The sequence below is a fragment of the Streptomyces sp. PH9007 genome, from assembly GCF_059813725.1.
Map to the genome: position 1 here is coordinate 1,135,717 of NZ_CM187440.1, position 18,539 is coordinate 1,154,255.

16 protein-coding genes are annotated in these 18,539 nt (G+C 72.3%); 1 reads left to right on the top strand and 15 read right to left on the bottom strand.

Going from position 1 to position 18,539, the window contains the following annotated elements; genetic code table 11:
• Positions 1-115: 115 nt before the first annotated feature.
• The gene (locus ACTFAP_RS04955; RefSeq protein ID WP_500468328.1) at positions 116-631 is read left to right on the top strand and encodes a hypothetical protein; all 516 of its coding nucleotides are present in this window, start codon (positions 116-118) and stop codon (positions 629-631) included.
• Here ACTFAP_RS04955 and ACTFAP_RS04960 read toward each other — a convergent pair.
• The 15 genes from ACTFAP_RS04960 to ACTFAP_RS05030 form a co-directional block, all read right to left on the bottom strand.
• The gene (locus ACTFAP_RS04960; protein ID WP_400012407.1) at positions 592-2,055 is read right to left on the bottom strand and encodes a glutamate synthase subunit beta; all 1,464 of its coding nucleotides are present in this window, start codon (positions 2,053-2,055) and stop codon (positions 592-594) included. The two genes, ACTFAP_RS04955 and ACTFAP_RS04960, sit on opposite strands and share 40 nt — an antisense overlap.
• Positions 2,048-6,616 (bottom strand): glutamate synthase large subunit, encoded by a 4,569-nt coding sequence (gene gltB / locus ACTFAP_RS04965; RefSeq protein WP_500468329.1) that lies wholly within the window; start codon positions 6,614-6,616, stop codon positions 2,048-2,050. The genes ACTFAP_RS04960 and gltB overlap by 8 nt, the downstream gene beginning before the upstream one ends.
• A 315-nt stretch (positions 6,617-6,931) precedes the next feature.
• A complete protein-coding gene (locus ACTFAP_RS04970) occupies positions 6,932-7,636 on the bottom strand; it encodes a VIT1/CCC1 transporter family protein (RefSeq protein ID WP_390122700.1) in 705 nt (234 codons plus the stop codon).
• Positions 7,633-8,649, bottom strand: coding sequence for a prolipoprotein diacylglyceryl transferase (lgt, locus tag ACTFAP_RS04975; RefSeq protein WP_495683591.1), 1,017 nt, complete (start codon positions 8,647-8,649; stop codon positions 7,633-7,635). Before lgt ends, ACTFAP_RS04970 begins: the two co-directional genes overlap by 4 nt.
• 83 nt (positions 8,650-8,732) lie before the next feature.
• On the bottom strand, positions 8,733-9,716 hold the full coding sequence (locus tag ACTFAP_RS04980) for a hypothetical protein (RefSeq protein WP_500468330.1): 984 nt from the start codon (positions 9,714-9,716) through the stop codon (positions 8,733-8,735).
• Positions 9,717-9,891: 175 nt separating this feature from the next.
• Positions 9,892-10,638 (bottom strand): thioredoxin domain-containing protein, encoded by a 747-nt coding sequence (locus ACTFAP_RS04985; RefSeq protein WP_495683593.1) that lies wholly within the window; start codon positions 10,636-10,638, stop codon positions 9,892-9,894.
• A 144-nt stretch (positions 10,639-10,782) separates the two neighbouring features.
• Complete coding sequence (locus tag ACTFAP_RS04990; RefSeq protein WP_495683594.1) at positions 10,783-11,922, bottom strand: DUF1266 domain-containing protein; 1,140 nt, start codon at positions 11,920-11,922, stop codon at positions 10,783-10,785.
• A 147-nt stretch (positions 11,923-12,069) separates the two neighbouring features.
• Entirely contained in the window at positions 12,070-12,888 is an 819-nt protein-coding gene (gene trpA, locus ACTFAP_RS04995; protein ID WP_262832709.1) for a tryptophan synthase subunit alpha, read from the bottom strand.
• Entirely contained in the window at positions 12,885-14,159 is a 1,275-nt protein-coding gene (gene trpB / locus ACTFAP_RS05000; RefSeq protein ID WP_495683595.1) for a tryptophan synthase subunit beta, read from the bottom strand. The genes trpA and trpB overlap by 4 nt, the downstream gene beginning before the upstream one ends.
• Before the next feature lie 226 nt (positions 14,160-14,385).
• Positions 14,386-14,565 (bottom strand): tryptophan biosynthesis modulator TrpM, encoded by a 180-nt coding sequence (gene trpM / locus ACTFAP_RS05005; RefSeq protein ID WP_453855482.1) that lies wholly within the window; start codon positions 14,563-14,565, stop codon positions 14,386-14,388.
• 5 nt (positions 14,566-14,570) lie between these two features.
• Entirely contained in the window at positions 14,571-15,377 is an 807-nt protein-coding gene (gene trpC, locus ACTFAP_RS05010; protein ID WP_030734169.1) for an indole-3-glycerol phosphate synthase TrpC, read from the bottom strand.
• A gap of 74 nt (positions 15,378-15,451) precedes the next feature.
• Positions 15,452-15,871, bottom strand: coding sequence for a DUF2752 domain-containing protein (locus ACTFAP_RS05015; protein ID WP_500468331.1), 420 nt, complete (start codon positions 15,869-15,871; stop codon positions 15,452-15,454).
• Between the two features lie 135 nt (positions 15,872-16,006).
• Positions 16,007-16,288 carry an HGxxPAAW family protein gene (locus ACTFAP_RS05020; RefSeq protein ID WP_390122719.1) on the bottom strand — a complete coding sequence of 94 codons (282 nt, stop codon included), beginning with the start codon at positions 16,286-16,288 and terminating at the stop codon, positions 16,007-16,009.
• Positions 16,289-16,391: 103 nt separating this feature from the next.
• On the bottom strand, positions 16,392-17,027 hold the full coding sequence (locus tag ACTFAP_RS05025) for a TIGR02234 family membrane protein (RefSeq protein ID WP_436981332.1): 636 nt from the start codon (positions 17,025-17,027) through the stop codon (positions 16,392-16,394).
• Positions 17,024-18,532: an anthranilate synthase component I gene (locus ACTFAP_RS05030; RefSeq protein ID WP_390122723.1), complete on the bottom strand. Its 1,509-nt coding sequence runs from the start codon at positions 18,530-18,532 to the stop codon at positions 17,024-17,026. The genes ACTFAP_RS05025 and ACTFAP_RS05030 overlap by 4 nt, the downstream gene beginning before the upstream one ends.
• Positions 18,533-18,539 lie beyond the last annotated feature (7 nt).

Genomic DNA, 18,539 nt, shown 5'->3' on the forward strand with positions numbered 1-18,539 from the left:
CCACAGATAGCCCTGCCGGAGCGGCTTCGGCGGGACGCGGCCGTCCGCGAGCCGCAGCCGGCACTCCACCGACTCGCTGTTCGAGGGCGGCCCCGTCTCGTACCGTCGGACCTCGGTGACCTCGGCCTCCACGCGTTCGCCGCGCCAGGAGATCACCGTCTGCTCGAAGGTCATCACCAGGCCGGTGCACAGCGCGGTGACGATCCAGCAGGCGGCCTGGGTGCGCCACTGCCAGTCGCGGGACGAGGTGATGGCCAGCATGGCGGGGCCCAGCAGGACCACGGCGATCACCAGCACGATCACGCCGATCAGCCCGGCGACGCCGCCCTTCGGGGAGTTCGTCAGCACATGGAACAGCGCCGCCGCGACGCACGCGGCGCCCACCGCCACGAGTCCGATGGCCGCGCCCGCCAGCCGGGCCAACCCGTTCCGTACCCCCGTCACCGCTCCCCCGCTCCCCCGGGCTTCTCCCCTCTTCCCTGCCCGGCCCGCCTCCGGACATGCCTCGGCGCCTGCCCTCACTCGGTCGGGGAGAGGCAGGCGCCGTGGCCACTTTCCGTACGACGTTGTACGGAAGTTCGGGGGATCCGGTCAGACCGTCAAGGAGCGGTCGGTCGGCCGGATCGGGTAGGGCAGGGCGCTGGGCGCGCCGGTCAGGAAGCGGTCCACCCCGCGGGCCGCCGCGCGGCCCTCGGCGATCGCCCACACGATGAGCGACTGGCCGCGCCCGGCGTCACCGGCCACGAACACGCCGTCGACGCTGGTGGCGTAGTCCGCGTCCCGCGCGATGTTGCCGCGCGCGTCGAGGTCGACGCCGAACTGCCGTACCAGGCCGTTCTCCTGGTCGGTGCCGGTGAAGCCCATGGCCAGGGTGACCAGCTGGGCCGGGATCTTCCGCTCGGTGCCGGGCTTCTGGGTGAGCTTGCCGTCGATGAACTCGACCTCGACCAGGTGCAGCCACTGCACATTGCCGTCCTCGTCGCCCTCGAAGTGGGTGGTGGAGACGGAGTAGACCCGCTCGCCGCCCTCCTCGTGCGCGGAGGTGACCTTGTACGTCATGGGGAAGGTGGGCCACGGCTGGTGGGCGGGGCGGTCCTCGCCCGGCCGGGGCATGATCTCCAGCTGGGTGACGGAGGCCGCGCCCTGCCGGTGGGCGGTGCCCACGCAGTCGGCGCCGGTGTCGCCACCGCCGATGACGACCACGTGCTTGCCCTCGGCGCTGATGGGGGCGGTGATGAAGTCGCCCTCCTGCACCTTGTTGGACAGCGGCAGGTACTCCATCGCCTGGTGGACGCCGTTCAGTTCGCGTCCGGGCACCGGCAGGTCGCGGGCGGTGGTGGCGCCGGCGGCGATGACGACGGCGTCGTACCGCTTGCGCAGCTTCGCCGCGTCGATGTCGCGGCCGATCTCCACGCCGGTGCGGAACTTGGTGCCCTCCGCGCGCATCTGCTCGATGCGCCGGTTGATGTGCCGCTTCTCCATCTTGAACTCGGGGATGCCGTAGCGCAGCAGGCCGCCGATGCGGTCGGCGCGCTCGTACACCGCGACCGTGTGCCCGGCCCGGGTGAGCTGCTGGGCGGCGGCCAGGCCCGCGGGGCCCGAGCCGATGACGGCGACGGTCTTGCCGGAGTGGCGCTGCGGCGGCTGCGGGGTGACGTTCCCGGCCTCCCACGCCTTGTCGATGATGGTGACCTCGACGTTCTTGATGGTGACGGCGGGCTGGTTGATGCCCAGCACGCACGCCGACTCGCACGGCGCGGGGCACAGCCGCCCGGTGAACTCCGGGAAGTTGTTGGTCGCGTGCAGCCGTTCGCTGGCCGCGGACCAGTCCTCGCGGTAGGCGTAGTCGTTCCACTCGGGGATCAGGTTCCCCAGCGGACAGCCGTTGTGACAGAACGGGATGCCGCAGTCCATGCACCGCGACGCCTGCTTGCTGATGATGGGCAGCAGCGAGCCGGGGACGTAGACCTCGTTCCAGTCCTTGACGCGTTCGGCGGCGGGCCGGGAGACGGCGGTCTCGCGGCCGGTGGTGAGAAAGCCCTTCGGGTCAGCCATGGGTCGCCGCCTCCATCATCTTCTCGTGGGTCTCGGACTCGCCGAGTCCGGCGCGCTCGGCGGCGTCCTTGGCGGCGAGCACGGCCTTGTACGTGGTGGGCATGATCTTGCTGAAGCGGGCGACGGCAGCGTCCCAGTCCTTCAGCAGCTTGCCGGCGACCGTGGATCCGGTCTCCTCGGCGTGGCGGCGCACCACTTCGTGCAGCCAGTCCCGGTCGGTCTCGTTCAGCGTCTCGACCGCGACCATGCCGAGGTTGACGTTGTGCGCGTCGAGGTCGATGACGTAGGCGACGCCGCCGGACATGCCGGCCGCGAAGTTGCGTCCGGTCTCGCCCAGGACGACGGCGTGGCCGCCGGTCATGTACTCGCAGCCGTGGTCGCCGACGCCTTCGGCCACCACGGTGGCGCCGGAGTTGCGCACGCAGAAGCGTTCGCCGACCCGGCCGCGCAGGAACAGTTCGCCGCCGGTGGCGCCGTAGGCGAGGGTGTTGCCGGCGATGGTGGAGTACTCGGGCAGGTGCTCGGCGCCGCGGTCGGGCCGGACGATCAGCCGCCCGCCCGACAGGCCCTTGCCGACGTAGTCGTTGGCGTCGCCCTCCAGGCGCAGGGTGACGCCGCGCGGCACAAAGGCGCCGAAGGACTGGCCGGCGGAGCCGGTGAAGGTGATGTCGATGGTGTCCTGGGGCAGTCCGGCGCCGCCGAACTTCTTGGTCACCTCGTGGCCGAGCATGGTGCCGACCGTGCGGTTGATGTTGCGGATGGCGACCTGGGCGCGCACCGGCCGGGCGTCCTCGGCGGTGTCGGCCGTGAGGGCGTCGGCGGAGAGCCGGATCAGCTCGTTGTCCAGGGCCTTCTCCAGGCCGTGGTCCTGGGCGATCGTGCGGTGCAGCGGCGCGCCGGCCGGCAGGTCGGGCACGTGCAGCAGCGGGGCCAGGTCCAGTCCGGCGGCCTTCCAGTGGTCGACCGCGCGGGTCACGTCCAGCAGTTCGGCGTGGCCGACGGCCTCCTCCAGGGTGCGGAAGCCCAGCTCGGCGAGGAGTTCACGCACCTCTTCCGCGATGAACTCGAAGAAGTTGACGACGAACTCGGGCTTGCCGCTGAAGCGTTCGCGCAGCACCGGGTTCTGGGTGGCGATGCCGACCGGGCAGGTGTCCAGGTGGCACACCCGCATCATGACGCAGCCGGAGACGACCAGCGGCGCGGTGGCGAAGCCGTACTCCTCGGCGCCGAGGAGCGCGGCGATCAGGACGTCGCGGCCGGTCTTGAGCTGTCCGTCGGTCTGCACGACGATGCGGTCGCGCAGTCCGTTGAGGAGCAGCGTCTGCTGCGTCTCGGCCAGGCCGAGTTCCCAGGGGCCGCCGGCGTGCTTGAGGGAGGTGAGCGGGGAGGCGCCCGTACCGCCGTCGTGTCCGGAGATGAGGACCACGTCGGCGTGTGCCTTGGAGACACCTGCCGCGACCGTGCCGACGCCGACCTCGGAGACCAGCTTCACGTGGATGCGGGCGGCCGGGTTGGCGTTCTTCAGGTCGTGGATGAGCTGGGCGAGGTCCTCGATGGAGTAGATGTCGTGGTGCGGGGGCGGTGAGATGAGGCCGACGCCGGGGGTGGCGTGCCGGGTCTTGGCGACCCACGGGTACACCTTGTGCCCGGGCAGCTGGCCGCCCTCGCCGGGCTTGGCGCCCTGGGCCATCTTGATCTGGATGTCGTCGGAGTGCACCAGGTATTCGCTGGTGACGCCGAAGCGGCCGGAGGCGACCTGCTTGATGGCGCTGCGGCGCTCGGGGTCGGTGAGCCGCTCGGAGTCCTCGCCGCCCTCACCGGTGTTGGACTTGGCGCCCAGCCGGTTCATGGCGATGGCGAGGTTCTCGTGCGCCTCCTGGGAGATGGAGCCGTAGCTCATCGCGCCGGTGGAGAAGCGCTTGACGATCTCGCTGACCGGCTCGACCTCCTCCAGGGGGATGGGGGCGCGCTCGCCGTCCTTGAGCTGGAACAGTCCGCGCAGCGTCATCAGCCGTTCGGCCTGCTCGTTCACCCGCTCGGTGTACTGCTTGAAGATGTCGTAGCGGCGCTGCCGGGTGGCGTGCTGGAGCCGGAAGACGGTGTCGGGGTCGAACAGGTGCGGTTCGCCCTCGCGGCGCCACTGGTACTCGCCGCCGATCTCCAGGTCGCGGTGGGCGGGGGCGATGCCGGAGGCGGGGTACGCCTTGGCGTGCCGGGCGGCGACCTCCTGGGCGATGACGTCGAGGCCGGCGCCGCCGATCTTGGTGGTGGTGCCGTGGAAGTAGGTGTCGACGAAGGACTCGTCGAGACCGACGGCCTCGAAGACCTGCGCGCCGCGGTAGGAGGCGACGGTGGAGATGCCCATCTTGGACATGACCTTCAGGACGCCCTTGCCGAGCGCCTTGATGAGGTTCTTGATGGCGGCCTCGGCCTCGATGCCGGGCAGGTAGGTGCCGCGGGCGACCAGGTCCTCGACCGATTCCATGGCGAGGTAGGGGTTGACGGCAGCGGCCCCGTAGCCGATGAGCAGGGCGACGTGGTGCACCTCGCGGACGTCGCCGGCCTCGATGAGCAGCCCGACCTGGGTGCGCTGCTTGGTGCGGATGAGGTGGTGGTGCACGGCCGAGGTGAGCAGCAGCGAGGGGATCGGGGCGTGCTCGGCGTCGGAGTGCCGGTCGGAGAGGACGATGAGGCGGGCGCCGTCGGCGATGGCGGCGTCCGTCTCGGCGCGGATCTCGGCGAGGCGGTCGGCCAGGGCTGCGCCGCCGCCGCTGACCCGGTACAGGCCGGAGAGGGTGGCGGAGCCGAAGCCGGGGAGGTCGCCGTCGGCGTTGATGTGGATGAGCTTGGCCAGCTCGTCGTTGTCGATGACCGGGAAGGGGAGGTTCACCGAGCGACAGGTGGCGGCCGTGGGGTCCAGCAGGTTGCGCTGGGGGCCCAGGGAGGAGTGCAGGGAGGTGACCAGTTCCTCGCGGATGGCGTCCAGCGGGGGGTTGGTGACCTGGGCGAAGAGCTGGGTGAAGTAGTCGAAGATCAGCCGCGGCCGGTCGGAGAGCGCGGCGATGGGGGTGTCCGTTCCCATCGAGCCGATGGGCTCGGCGCCGCTGCCCGCCATGGGGGTGAGCAGGACGCGCAGCTCTTCCTCGGTGTAGCCGAAGGTCTGCTGGCGGCGGGTGACGGAGGCGTGGGTGTGGACGACGTGCTCGCGCTCGGGCAGGTCGGCGAGGCCGATGAGGCCCTCTTCCAGCCATTCCGCGTAGGGGTGCTCGGCGGCGAGGCTCGCCTTGATCTCGTCGTCCTCGATGATGCGGTGCTCGGCGGTGTCGACGAGGAACATCCGGCCGGGCTGGAGCCGGCCCTTGCGCACGACGGTGGCCGGGTCGATGTCGAGGACGCCCACCTCGGAGGAGAGGACGACGAACCCGTCGTCGGTGACCCAGTACCGGCCGGGGCGCAGCCCGTTGCGGTCCAGTACGGCGCCGACCTGGGTGCCGTCGGTGAAGGCGACGCAGGCGGGGCCGTCCCAGGGCTCCATCAGGGTGGAGTGGAACTGGTAGAAGGCGCGCCGGGCGGGGTCCATCGACTCGTGGTTCTCCCACGCCTCGGGGACCATCATCAGCACGGAGTGCGGCAGCGAGCGACCGCCGAGGTGGAGCAGTTCCAGGACCTCGTCGAAGGAGGCGGAGTCGGAGGCGTCCGGGGTGCAGACGGGGAAGATCCGCTCCAGGGCGTCCTGGTCGCCGATGCGCTCGCCGAACAGCGGCGAGGCCAGCTGGGACTCGCGGGCGCGCATCCAGTTGCGGTTGCCGCGCACAGTGTTGATCTCACCGTTGTGGGCGACGAACCGGTAGGGGTGTGCGAGCGGCCAGCTCGGGAAGGTGTTCGTGGAGAACCGGGAGTGGACCAGGCCGATGGCCGAAGCCAGGCGACGGTCTGAAAGATCAGGAAAAAACGGCTCAAGCTGTCCGGTGGTGAGCATTCCCTTGTAGACCAGGGTGCGCGCCGACAGCGAGGCGAAGTAGACGCCGGTCTCGCGTTCGGCGCGCTTGCGCAGCACGAAGGCGCGCCGTTCCAGCTCGATGCCTGTCCGTCCGCCGTCCGCATCGTGGACAAAGAGCTGGCGGAAGGCGGGCATGACCTCGCGGGCGGCGGCGCCGAGCAGCTGGGGGGCGACCGGCACCTCGCGCCAGCCGAGGACGGTCAGGCCCTCTTCGGCGGCGATGGCCTCGATGGCGGTGGTGGCGGTGGCGTTCTCGTCCGCGTCCACCGGGAGGAAGGCGGTGCCGACGGCGTAGGAGCCGGCCTCGGGGAGACCAAAAGGAACGTTATCCCGCAAAAATGCATCGGGGATCTGGATGAGGATCCCCGCGCCGTCCCCGGTGTCCGGGTCGGAGCCGGTGGCGCCGCGGTGCTCGAGGTTCCGCAGCACGGTCAGCGCCTGATCGACCAGCTCGTGGCTGGCCTCGCCCGTCAGGGTGGCGACAAAGCCGACGCCACAGGCGTCGTGTTCGTTGCCCGGGTCGTACATACCCTGCTTCACCGGGTGGGACGCAGAACGCATCGGCTCTCCCGTCGTCTCTTGGTAGGTGTTGTGTACCGAGGGACGACGCTGGCCCTGGCTGGCTTAAATTTTCGTGCAGGTTACACGATGGCGAGGTTCCCGAGAAGTGGATACCTCTGTCCACGATGCGGACTACGTTCTGCCGGGCTCCGGCCGGAGAATGGCGGATATGTCGGCGCTGGCGGACGTGGAAGCCTCATGCCCGCAGGAAACGAACTGAAACCCTCCGGAAACAAAGCTCACCCATGAGCACGCCGATGAGTGCATAGCGTGCGGGGACACCCGGTATATTCCCGGACGCTCCGGGCGAAGGGGTCAGCCCAGGGCGGTGTCGAGCAGCGCGCCGATCCCGTACGTCAGCCCGGCCGCCGCGGCCCCCAGCAGCAGCTGCCGCAGCCCGCTGTACCACCAGGAGCGGGCCGTCACCCGGGACACGACCGCGCCGCACAGGAAGAGCCCGGCCAGCGCGAGGAGCAGGCCGGGCCAGAAGGCCGTGCCGCCCAGCAGATAGGGCAGCACCGGCAGCAGGGCCCCGACCGCGAAGGACCCGAAGGAGGACAGGGCCGCGACCGTCGGCGAGGCCAGATCGGCGGGGCCGACCCCCAGCTCCTCCCGGCTGTGGATCTCCAGCGCCTGGTCCGGATCGCGGGACAGCTGCCGGGCGACCTCCCGGGCCAGCTCCGGCTCGACCCCGCGCCCCACGTAGACCGCGGTCAGCTCGGCCAGCTCGTCGTCGGGGTTGCGGGCGAGCTCGCGCCGCTCCACCTCGATCTCGGCCAGTGCCAGCTCCCGCTGGGAGGCGACCGAGGTGTACTCCCCGGCCGCCATCGAGAACGCCCCGGCGGCCAGGCCCGCCATCCCCGCGATGGCGATGGTGTGGGACGACGCCGAGGACCCCACGACACCGCTGATCAGTCCGAGATTGGAGACCAGCCCGTCCATGGCCCCGAAGACCGTGGGACGCAGCCAGCCCCCGCTCACGTCGCGGTGCCGGTGGTGGGCCTCGGCGGAACCCGTCATGACGCGGAGGTGGCCCCCGCCTTGTCGGTGCCGTCGCCGTCGTCGCCCTTGGCCAGGCCGACCCGGCCCTTGGCGGCGGGTTCCTTCTCGCCGTCACCCTCCTTGGCGGTGTCGCTGTCCTTCGCCGTGTCGTCCTTGGCCGTGCCCTCGGCACCCTCGGTCGTCTCGTCGGCCGTGGCCTCGGCCCCTGCCGGGTCGTCCCCGGCACCCGGCTCGACGATCTCCTCCCGGCCCGGCCGGCGCTTGGCGGAGATCACCAGGTACGCGACGGCGGCGAGGAAGACGACGATGGAGGTCCAGTTGTTCAGACGCAGGCCCAGCACCTCATGGGCCTCGTCGATCCGCAGGTACTCGGTCCAGAAACGCCCGGCGGTGTACGCGGCGACATACAGCGCGAACGCACGGCCGTGCCCCAGCTTGAACCGCCGGTCGGCCAGGATCACCAGCACACCGACGCCCACGCACCACAGCGACTCGTACAGGAACGTGGGGTGGAACGTACCGACGTCGATGCCGTTGTCGATCTCCAGGGCCCACGGCAGATCGGTGGGCTTTCCGTACAGCTCCTGGTTGAACCAGTTGCCCCAGCGACCGATCGCCTGTGCGAACGCGATACCGGGCGCCACGGCGTCGGCGAAGGCGGGCAGCGGGATCCCGCGCCGCCGGCACGCGATCCAGGCACCGACCGCGCCACCGGCGATGGCACCCCAGATGCCGATACCGCCGTCCCAGATCTTGAACGCGTTGACCCAGTCGCGATCCTCGCCGAAGTACAGCTGGTAGTCGGTGATCACGTGGTACAACCGGGCGCCGACCAGGCCGAAGGGCACGGCCCACACGGCGATGTCGGCGACGGTCCCGGGCTGGCCTCCCCGGGCGACCCAGCGCTTCCCGCCGAGCCAGATGGCGACGAAGACACCGATGATGATGCACAGGGCATAGCCACGCAGGGGCAGGGGCCCGAGATGGACCTCGCTGGTGCCTGGGCTGGGAATAGAGGCAAGGATCTCCATGGTGTCCCCGACGCTACCGCGCCGGACGCCCACCCGGGAATCCACGGCCCGCTTTCCCGACCGGGATCACACTGTGTGCCCACTCAGATGCGGGACAGCGGCGAGCAGCTCGCCGCCCGGCCGTCCTCCTCCTGGCCGCCCTCCTCCTCAAGACTCCCGCTGCGGTCGTAGGGATCGACGCCGCTTCCCGGGATCGGCTTCCACTCGGAGGGGAATTCCGGGTTGAGGTAGCCGTCGGTGACCCCACAGCTGTCATTGCCGCGTTCCGCCATCCACATCCCCGGCCACAGCGTGTGCGGTGTCGCGTCGGTCCTCGCCGGGTCCGGGACGGTGAACACCCAGGTCCGGCGCACCACCGAACGGGTCACCTCGCCGGATCCGCCGACCGCGACCACCGGGTACACAAAGGTGTAGTCGGCGTGGATGTCCGCCCCGTACTCCCCTGCCTCCACCGACATGTGGCCGCGCACCTTCACCACCTCGCCGAGCAGTTCGGCGCGCTCGGGGTTGATCCGGGTGAACACGTCCACCGGGTTCTGCTCGATATTCGGCTCGGCCAGCCCGTCCGCCACGAAATCCCCCATGGTGGACATCGGGTCAAGGGCGGTGAGCGCGTCCTCGGGCACCGCCCCGGCCAGGACCTCGGGGTCCAGATTGGTGCCGATCAGAAACTCCCGGGCCAGTTCGAGGCCCTCCGCCACCTGCTCGGCGGACAGCCCTCCGACCGCCTCGGCCTCCGGCGGCTCTATCCCCTCGGCCCCGTCCGCCCACTGCTTCGCGGGCGACCCGGCGAAGGGGTCCTCCCTGGTCGGCCGGTCCGGATCCACACGCGGCGGTGCCTCGGTCGGCCGCTCCGTTTCCGCCGGCAAAGGCGCCACCTCGGCGGCCGGGGACTCCGCACCGGAGAACCGGTCCGTGATGAGGGAGGGCTTGATCGCCAGTACGGTCGCCACCGCGGCGACCACCCCGGCGGCCGGCCCCACCCACCGCGTGGACCGCTGCTTGCGCCACTCCGGCCCGGTCCGCCAGCCCTCGGGCTCCCAGCCGTCGTCCTGTCCCCTGCCCACCGCACGCACCGCTCTTCACCAGAAAGTCCCCCACGGGACACCAACCGTGGGGGACAGACTGTGATCTTCACGTGGTCTTCGCAAGCCGGGCACCGGTGGCGGCCGTTGCGTCCGGCGGACAGACCGGAGCAAGCGGGGCAACCAGCGCCCCCTGAGACCGGATTGTGACCGGTGGCTAGGAACTCGCCGCCAGCTGGTTGACCTTGTTGCGCAGGGTGTCCGGGGTCAGCGGCTCCGAGGTGTTGCCGTAGAGGTTCTCGCCGTTGAGCAGGATGGTGGGGGTGGCGTTGAAGTCGGAGTTCATGAAGTCGGCGTTGCTTCGCTGGGCCCACTCGTCGTGGGTGCCGTCCGCCACGCACGTGCGGAACGTCTCGTTGTCCAGCCCGTCGACCTGGCCGGCCAGGTCGATCAGGTGGTCCTTGTCCGCGAACGCGTCGTCCGCCTCGGCGGGCTGGTTCTCGAACAGCACGTCGTGGTACGGGGAGAACTGGCCCTGGTCGTTGGCGCACTGGGCCGCGTTCGCCGCGTTCGTCGAGCCCTGGCCGCGGAGGTTGCCGTCGATGATCGTGACCAGGTGATAGTCCACCTTCAGCTTCCCGGCGTCCGTCAGTTCGTGGATGACGTCCCGGAAGCCGTTCTCGAACTGGCCGCACGCCGGGCAGCGGAAGTCCTCGTACACGGCCAGCGTGGCGGGGGCCGTCGATTCGCCCACCGTGATCGGCGCCGCCGGGGGGCCCTCGTTGCTGGTGCCGCCCGAGTTGGCCGCCAGCACGCCGATGACGCCGGCCACGGCGAGGATCGCGGCCGCCGTTCCGCCGACCTTCAGCGAACGCATCCGCCGCTCGGCGGCCTTCTCGCGCTCGCGCTCCTCCCGCATCCGGTCGCGGGCCCTGCCTTTTCCGTCACGGTTCTTCTGGCTCACGCCTGGGCCAACGAGTCTCCCGCCGTCAGGACACGGCTCACCACCACTCGACGGCGACCGTGGCCGCGCCGATCAGCGCGCGCGGGACGGCGGCGGACGGCAGGAGGGCAGGACGGCCGGGAGCAGATCAGTCACCCGCCCGGCTCAACCCAGGTCGGCCTGAACTTCCTTGATGTCCCAGGGCACCGTCAGCCAGGGGCTCTCCGGCTCCGTGCTGAGCAGGTGGTGCACCTCCAGCATCTCCCGGTACCAGTCGCCGAACGTCTCGTCGTCGAAGTGCAGGCAGCGCCCCAGGATGTACCCGGCCGCGAAGTCCGGCCAGGAGACGTACGTCTGGCGCGCCGCCGCGCCCGCCCGCAGCAGCGCCGTCTCCGCCTCGTGGGTGTCGCAGTACCGCGCGCCCAGGCCGTCCCGCGCCATGAAGGAGGCGCGCCCGAAGTCCCAGGCCAGGATGGAGCGCACCGACGCGTCCGCCGCCAGGATGCCGTCCGCGCGGAACCGCGCCTCGTACCGCAGGATCCGGCCGATCAGGTCCTGCGCCAGGGTGATGTCCGCGTCCAGGTCGAACTGCGGGGGCCGGCCGGTCTTGTCGACCACCTCGGCGGTACGCGCCAGCAGCACCCGCTCGGAGGTCTCCCGCCACTTCACCGCGCCCGGCGCCACCCCGTACTCCTGGATCAGCGCGTGCCGCACCCGCAGACAGAACTCCCACGCCGGCGGCGACAACTCGCCGCGCAGCAGGCCCTCCTCGGCCTCCAGCCAGCCCTCCCGGCCGGTGATCCCCCACCAGGTCCTCAGCAGTTCACGGGTCTCGGAGTAGCCGCCGTTCTGCCAGCCGAGCTGGTTCCACAGGGTGCCGTTGTTGACCAGCAGCAGCGCGCCGCAGGCCATGCCGTGCGCCATGGCGTCGGTGCGCGGCCCGGTCCACAGCGTCTTCAGGCGCGGCTCCTCTCGGGCGCGCTTGGCGTGCCGCTTCCACTGCCGGGGGTCGGCCGGTACGAACGTCTCCACCGGCGTCCCGGGGTTCACCGCCAGCCAGCTGACGGTCTTGGGCCAGGCCTTGGCCAGCGGGCCCAGGTTGCCGCGTTCGAAGACCTGCCCGGCGGCCGGGGGTGGCAGCATCCCGCGGGTGAAGACGGCCACGCACAGCCCTTCCACCTGGGGGTCGCGGAACGGCGCGAAGCGGAACCCGCCCGGCACCGCGTCCACCACTTCCCGCGACATCGGAAAGAACAGATCGGTGCCCGCCAGCACGTCGAAGAACGCCGGCCAGTCGCCGTTCATACCGGCCGCGTACAGTCCCGCTTCCACGGTCGTCGGCGGCTGCCAAGGCCCCTGTGGTGTGGCCCCCATACTCCCCATGGGGCCAGACCTTATCGGGCCCGGCCGTCCCCATGCCGTGCAGCCCGGGGACGGCCCTGCGGTCCCGCGTCAGCCGGACCGGCGCACCCCGGCGGCCAGTTGCCCGGCCAGGGCCCGCACCGCGTCCAGACCGGCCCGCTCGTCGCCCTCGTGGGCCAGCAGTTCCTTCACGAACGCCGTGCCCACGATGACCCCGTCCGCGAAGGCGGCGACCTCGGCGGCCTGCGCCGCGTTGGAGACCCCGAGTCCCACGCACACCGGCAGTTCGGTGGTGGCGCGGGTACGGCGCACCAGGTCGGACGCCTCCCGGCCCACCGACTCGCGGGTGCCGGTGACACCCATCAGCGACGCCGCGTACACGAAGCCGCTGCCGGCTGCCGTGATGGTCGCCAGCCGGGCGTCCCTGCTGCTGGGCGCCACCACGAACACGGTGGCCAGGCCGTGGTGCTGGGCCGCCTTGCGCCACACCTCGGACTCCTCCACTGGCAGGTCGGGCAGGATGCAGCCCGCCCCGCCGGCCGCCGCGAGTTCCTCGGCGAACCGCTCGGCGCCGTACCGGTCCACGGGGTTCCAGTACGTCATGCACAGCACCGGTGCCCCGGTGGCCTCGTACACCTCGCGGACCGTGCGCAGCACGCCCTCGATCCGCACCCCTCCGCGCAGCGCGATGTCGTCGGCGGTCTGGATGACCGGGCCGTCCAGGACCGGGTCACTGTGCGGCAGCCCGATCTCGATGACGTCGCAGCCGCCCTCCACCATGGCGACGGCCGCCCGGATGCCGCCGTCGACGGTGGGGAAGCCGGCCGGCAGGTAGCCGATGAGCGCGGCGCGGTCCTCGGTGCGGGCGGCGGCCAGGGTGGTGCCGAGCAGCTCCAGGTTTCCGGTCATGACGCCGCTCCCTCGCTGTCGCCGTTGCCGGCGGTGTCGCCGTTGTCGCCGTCGTAGAGCCCGAAGTACCGGGCGGCGGTGTCCATGTCCTTGTCGCCCCGGCCGGAGAGGTTGACCAGGATCAGCCCCTCGGGGCCCAGCTCGCGCCCCAGGTCGAGGGCTCCGGCGAGGGCGTGCGAGCTCTCGATGGCCGGGATGATGCCCTCGGTGCGGCACAGCAGCCGCAGCGCGCGCATCGCCTGGTCGTCGGTGACGGGGCGGTACTCGCCGCGCCCGCTGTCCTTGAGGTAGGCGTGCTCGGGGCCGATGCCCGGGTAGTCCAGGCCGGCCGAGATCGAGTACGGCTCGGTGATCTGGCCCTCGTCGTCCTGGAGGACGTACGAGCGGGAGCCGTGCAGGATGCCGGGCTCGCCTGCGGTCAGGGTCGCGGCGTGCTCGCCGGACTCCACGCCGTGCCCGGCCGCCTCCAGGCCGACCAGCCGGACGTCGGCGTCCGGAATGAACGCGTGGAAGAGGCCGATGGCGTTGGAGCCGCCGCCCACGCAGGCGGCCACGGCGTCCGGGAGCCGGCCGGTGCGCTCCAGGATCTGCCGCCGCGCCTCGACCCCGATGACCCGGTGGAAGTCGCGCACCAGGGCGGGGAAGGGGTGCGGGCCGGCGACCGTGCCGAAGAGGTAGTGGGTGGTGTCCACGTTGGCGACCCAGTCGCGGAACGCCTCGTTGATGGCGTCCTTGAGGGTGCGGCTGCCGGAGCCCACCGGGATCACCTCGGCGCCCAGGATGCGCATCCTGGCGACGTTGAGCGCCTGCCGCTCGGTGTCGATCTCGCCCATGTAGATGGTGCAGTCGAGGCCGAACAGGGCGCAGGCGGTGGCGGTGGCCACGCCGTGCTGGCCGGCGCCGGTCTCGGCGATGACCCGGGTCTTGCCCATCCGGCGGGTGAGCAGGGCCTGCCCCAGCACGTTGTTGATCTTGTGCGAGCCGGTGTGGTTGAGGTCCTCGCGCTTGAGGAAGATCCGGGCCCCGCCGGCGTGCTCGGCGAACCGCGGTACCTCGGTCAGCGGCGAGGGGCGGCCGGTGTAGTCGACGAGCAGGTCGTTCAGCTCGGCGGCGAAGGCGGGGTCCGCCTTGGCCTTCTCGTACTCGGCGGCCACTTCCTCGACGGCGGCGCGCAGCGCCTCGGGGATGAAGGTGCCGCCGAAGGCACCGAAGTACCCTCCGGCGTCGGGGACCGTCCCTTGCGGGTCGGGATGGAAGTACACGTCGGACATGTGTGAGCCCTCCGGGCGTCAGCGACGGAACGGGTGAGGGAAGAACGGGTGGCGAAGGGGAGGGACGGCACGGCGCGGCCGGGGATCAGGGTGAACCCGGATCAGACCCGGCCCGCGGGCCGTGCGCGTACAGGTGCGCGGCCCCCGGCCCCCGGCCGTGGGTCATCAGGAACGGCGCGGGCGCGCGCCGCGTCGGGGCGGCGCGGTGAACACGCCGCAGCGCCGGTTACGCGACGGCCGCCGGCCCCCGCCGGCCCGGCCATCGCCGCCCGCTGATCTGTCCCGGCTCGCTGCCGATGTGGTACCGCACCCGCCGCCCCAGGATCCGCCGGGCCGGCGCGCGGCAGCCGCGCGGCGCGGCGCCCCGGGCCAGCCGGGGGAAGTCCGTGGGGGTGGCGGCGGGCATCGTGATCAGCGCCCGTGCCGCAGCGCGGGGTGCTCGCCGGCCGCCACCAGGTCGGCCACCGCCGTACGCGGGTCGCGCCCGGTCACCAGCGACTCGCCGACCAGTACGGCGTCGGCGCCCTCGTTGGCGTACGCGATCAGGTCGTGCGGCCCGCGCACGCCCGACTCGGCGACCTTGATCAGGTGGTCGGGGATCTCGGGGGCGACCCGGGCGAAGGTGCCCCGGTCGACCTCCAGGGTCTTCAGGTTGCGCGCGTTCACCCCGATGATCTTCGCACCGGCGGCCACCGCCCGCTCCGCCTCGTCCTCGTCGTGCGCCTCCACCAGCGGCGTCAGACCGATCGACTCGGCCCGCTCCACCAGCGACACCAGCGCGTCCTGCTCCAGGGCGGCCACGATCAGCAGCACCAGGTCGGCGCCGTACGCCCGCGCCTCCCACAGCTGGTAGGAGGTGACGACGAAGTCCTTGCGCAGCACCGGGATGTCGACCTTGGCGCGGACCGCCTCCAGGTCGGCGAGCGAGCCGCCGAAGCGCCGCTCCTCCGTCAGGACGGAGATCACCGCGGCGCCGCCCGCCTCGTAGTCGGCGGCGAGCCCGGCCGGGTCGGCGATCGCGGCCAGCGCGCCCTTGGACGGGCTGGAGCGCTTGACCTCGCAGATCACCCGGACCCCGTCGCCGCGCAGCGCGGCGACGCCGTCCCTGGCCGCGGGCGCCTTCGCGGCGCGCTGCTTGAGCTCGTCGAGGCTGACCCGCGCCTGCCGTTCGGCGAGGTCCGCGCGTACACCTTCGATGATCTCGTCGAGCACACTCACGCGGCGGCCTCCTGTCGTCAGGGCGGGATCGGGATGGGTCGGACACACCGATGGTATCCGGCTCGGGGCAGAGGTTACGCCCACGGCAGGGGGAGGGGCAGGTTGCGCAGCACCGTGAAGGCCGCCACGCCCCCCAGCAGCGCCCAGCGGTACGGGGCGGCCGGTACGGGCAGCGCGGGCGGCGCCCCCGTTCTGCCGCGCACTTCCCGGACCAGCCACCACAGCAGGGCGACGCCCAGGACGAGCGCGGCGAGCACCACCAGCGCGTTGGACGCGAGCGCCTCCCCCAGCCGGCCGTGCGCCAGGGCGTGGGCGGCGCGCAGGCCGCCGCATCCGGGGCACTGCCAGCCGGTCAGCGCGGGCAGCGGGCAGGCGGGATAGGGGCTGGAGGGCCCGCCCGGGTCCACCGCGGCGACCACCGCCCAGGCGGCGCCCGCGGTGCCGAGCGCGGCGAGCGGGGCGGCGGCGCGCCGCGCCCGGACCCGGACGGTCATGCGGGCTGCGGAACGGGCGGTGGGCTGCGCGGACTCCGGCACCCGCCCAGCTTCCGTACCCGGCCCCGCACGCGCAACGGCGCGGCGCCGATCGGGGGATCGGTGCCGCGCCGCGAAAAGGTCGCGCCGTGCCGGTCAGCTGCCGGCGGCGGCCGGTGCCGGGGCCGGCTCGCCGGTGCGCTCGGCCGCCGGAGCGGTGCGCTGGCCCGGGAGGGTCTCGGCCTTCTTGCCGTAGCCCGCCGCACGCATGGCCAGTCCGGCGACGACGCCGACGGCGGACAGGCCGACCCACGCGCCCAGGCCCACGAAGGGCTGGCCCGCGACCATGAAGTAACCGCCGACGATCGAGGCGGCGATCATGATGATGACGCCGGTCCAGGCGGCAGGGGTGTTGCCGTGGTCATCGTGGCCCGCCATGCTGATGCTCCTTGTGTTCCTCGGTGGTGGGGTACGCCCAACCGCCATTGTGTCAGGCCCTCCCCGGAGGGCGGATGAGGCCCTTGGTCCCGAACGCACGGCCCTAGGTCGTCGGATCCTCGCCCCGGTCCAGGGCCTTCCAGATGTCCTCGGGCCGGTCCGGGTCCACGGCGGTGCGGCGCCCCCGCCGTTCACCGCGCTCGCCCCGTTCGCCGCGCTCGTAGCGGCCGGACATCGCCGGCCACTGCCGCCCGTAACTGAGCGCCAGCAGCCCGGCGATCAGCAGCAGCAGCCCGCCGAGCGCCGACAGCCACGGCCAGCCCGTGTGGCTGACGCTCGTCACCGCCGCCTCGGTCAGCCCGAGCGCGTCGGCCGCCGCCCGTTCCAGAGCCTGGGTGTCGGAGGCGCCCACCAGCGCGGCGCCGATCGCGCCGGCCCCGCTCAGCGCGAGGACCGAGGCGACGATCACCCGCCCGGTGCGGCGTACGGCGAACACCGCGACCAGCGACGCGAGCCCGACGAGCGCCAGCGCGCTCGGCAGGTCCGAGACGGCGCTGCCGCTCGCCGTGACGGGCAGTTCGCCGGCGCCGAACCCGGACTGGCTCGCCTCGCCCTCGCCCCAGGTCTGGCCCGCGGCGATCAGGACGATGGCGGCCCCGGCGGCGCCGCTGAGCAGCGCCGCGCCGAGCGCGCGGCGCGGGGCGCGGGTGGGGCTGCTGCTGGCCGGCTCACGAGTCACCTCTCCACGCTACCGCGCAGCTTTGCGGCGGTTCCTACCGCCCTGAGTACCGCCGCCGCCTTGTTGCGGCATTCGGTGTCCTCGGCGACCGGGTCGGAGTCGGCGACCACACCCGCGCCGGCCTGGACGTACGCGGTGCCGTCGCGCAGCAGGGCGGTGCGGATGGCGATGGCGGTGTCGGCGTCGCCCGCGAAGTCGAGATATCCGACACAGCCGCCGTACAGCCCGCGCCGTACCGGCTCCAGTTCCTCGATGATCTGCAGCGCGCGCGGCTTGGGGGCGCCGGACAGGGTCCCCGCCGGGAAGCAGGCGGTGAGCGCGTCGAAGGCGGTGCGGTCGGGGGCCAGGGTGCCGGTGACGGTGGAGACGATGTGCATGACGTGGCTGTAGCGCTCGACCGTCATGAAGTCGACCACCTCGACGCTGCCGGGGGCGCAGACCCGGCCCAGGTCGTTGCGGCCGAGGTCGACGAGCATCAGATGCTCGGCGCGTTCCTTGGGGTCGCCCAGCAGTTCCGTACCGAGATCGGCGTCCTCCTGCGGGGTGGCGCCGCGCGGGCGGGTGCCGGCGATGGGGTGCAGCAGGGCGCGCCCGTCCTCGACCTTGACGAGGGCCTCGGGACTGGAGCCGACGATGTCGAAGCCGTCGAAGCGGAAGAGGTACATGTACGGGCTGGGGTTGGTGGCGCGCAGCACCCGGTAGACGTCCAGGGCGCTCGCCTCGCACGGCGTCTCGAAGCGCTGCGAGGGCACCACCTGGAAGGCGTCGCCGGCCCGGATGTGCTCCTTGACGTCCTCGACGGCGGCGCGGAAGTCGGCGCCGCCCCAGTGCGCGGTGTACGGGGGCAGTTCGGAGGGCGGCAGGGGGGCGGCCTCGGCCGGTACGGGGCGGGCGAGGTCGGCGGTCATGGTGTCGAGGCGGGCGACGGCGTCCGCGTACGCCTCGTCGACGCCGCTGGCGCGGTCGTTGTGGTTGATGGCGTTCGCGATGAGCAGCACGGTGCCGTCGCGGTGGTCCAGGACGGCGAGGTCGGAGGCGAGGAGCATGGTCAGTTCGGGCAGGCCCAGCTCGTCGCGGGTGTGCTCGCCGATGCGCTCCAGGCGGCGGACCACGTCGTAGCCGAGGTAGCCGACCATGCCGCCGGTGAACGGCGGCAGGCCCGGCTCGCGCGGGGTGTGCAGCGCGGTGAGGGTGGCGCGCAGGGCGTGCAGCGGGTCGCCGCCGGTGGGGACGCCGACCGGCGGGGTGCCCAGCCAGTGGGCCCGGCCCTCGCGCACGGTGAGGGCGGCGGCGCTGCGGACCCCGATGAAGGAGTAGCGGGACCAGGTGCGGCCGTTCTCGGCGGATTCCAGCAGGAAGGTGCCGGTGCGTTCGGCGGCGAGCTTGCGGTAGAGGCCGATGGGGGTGTCGCCGTCGGCGAGCAGCCGGCGAGTGACCGGGATGACTCTGCGGTCCTTGGCCAGTATCCGGAAGCGGTCGAGGTCCGGCGTTGCCTGGTGCGTCATGGCTGGT

What these genes read in the sequence shown, in the direction of transcription:
- trpM (WP_453855482.1), bottom strand. Translation starts at nt 14,565, where the DNA reads ATGCCCGCCGCCACCCCCACGGACTTCCCCCGGCTGGCCCGGGGCGCC.
- ACTFAP_RS04970 (WP_390122700.1), bottom strand. Translation starts at nt 7,636, where the DNA reads ATGACGGGTTCCGCCGAGGCCCACCACCGGCACCGCGACGTGAGCGGG.
- ACTFAP_RS04960 (WP_400012407.1), bottom strand. Translation starts at nt 2,055, where the DNA reads ATGGCTGACCCGAAGGGCTTTCTCACCACCGGCCGCGAGACCGCCGTC.
- ACTFAP_RS04990 (WP_495683594.1), bottom strand. Translation starts at nt 11,922, where the DNA reads ATGAACGGCGACTGGCCGGCGTTCTTCGACGTGCTGGCGGGCACCGAT.
- gltB (WP_500468329.1), bottom strand. Translation starts at nt 6,616, where the DNA reads ATGCGTTCTGCGTCCCACCCGGTGAAGCAGGGTATGTACGACCCGGGC.
- trpA (WP_262832709.1), bottom strand. Translation starts at nt 12,888, where the DNA reads ATGACCGGAAACCTGGAGCTGCTCGGCACCACCCTGGCCGCCGCCCGC.
- ACTFAP_RS05015 (WP_500468331.1), bottom strand. Translation starts at nt 15,871, where the DNA reads ATGACCGTCCGGGTCCGGGCGCGGCGCGCCGCCGCCCCGCTCGCCGCG.
- trpB (WP_495683595.1), bottom strand. Translation starts at nt 14,159, where the DNA reads ATGTCCGACGTGTACTTCCATCCCGACCCGCAAGGGACGGTCCCCGAC.
- ACTFAP_RS05030 (WP_390122723.1), bottom strand. Translation starts at nt 18,532, where the DNA reads ATGACGCACCAGGCAACGCCGGACCTCGACCGCTTCCGGATACTGGCC.
- lgt (WP_495683591.1), bottom strand. Translation starts at nt 8,649, where the DNA reads ATGGAGATCCTTGCCTCTATTCCCAGCCCAGGCACCAGCGAGGTCCAT.
- ACTFAP_RS05020 (WP_390122719.1), bottom strand. Translation starts at nt 16,288, where the DNA reads ATGGCGGGCCACGATGACCACGGCAACACCCCTGCCGCCTGGACCGGC.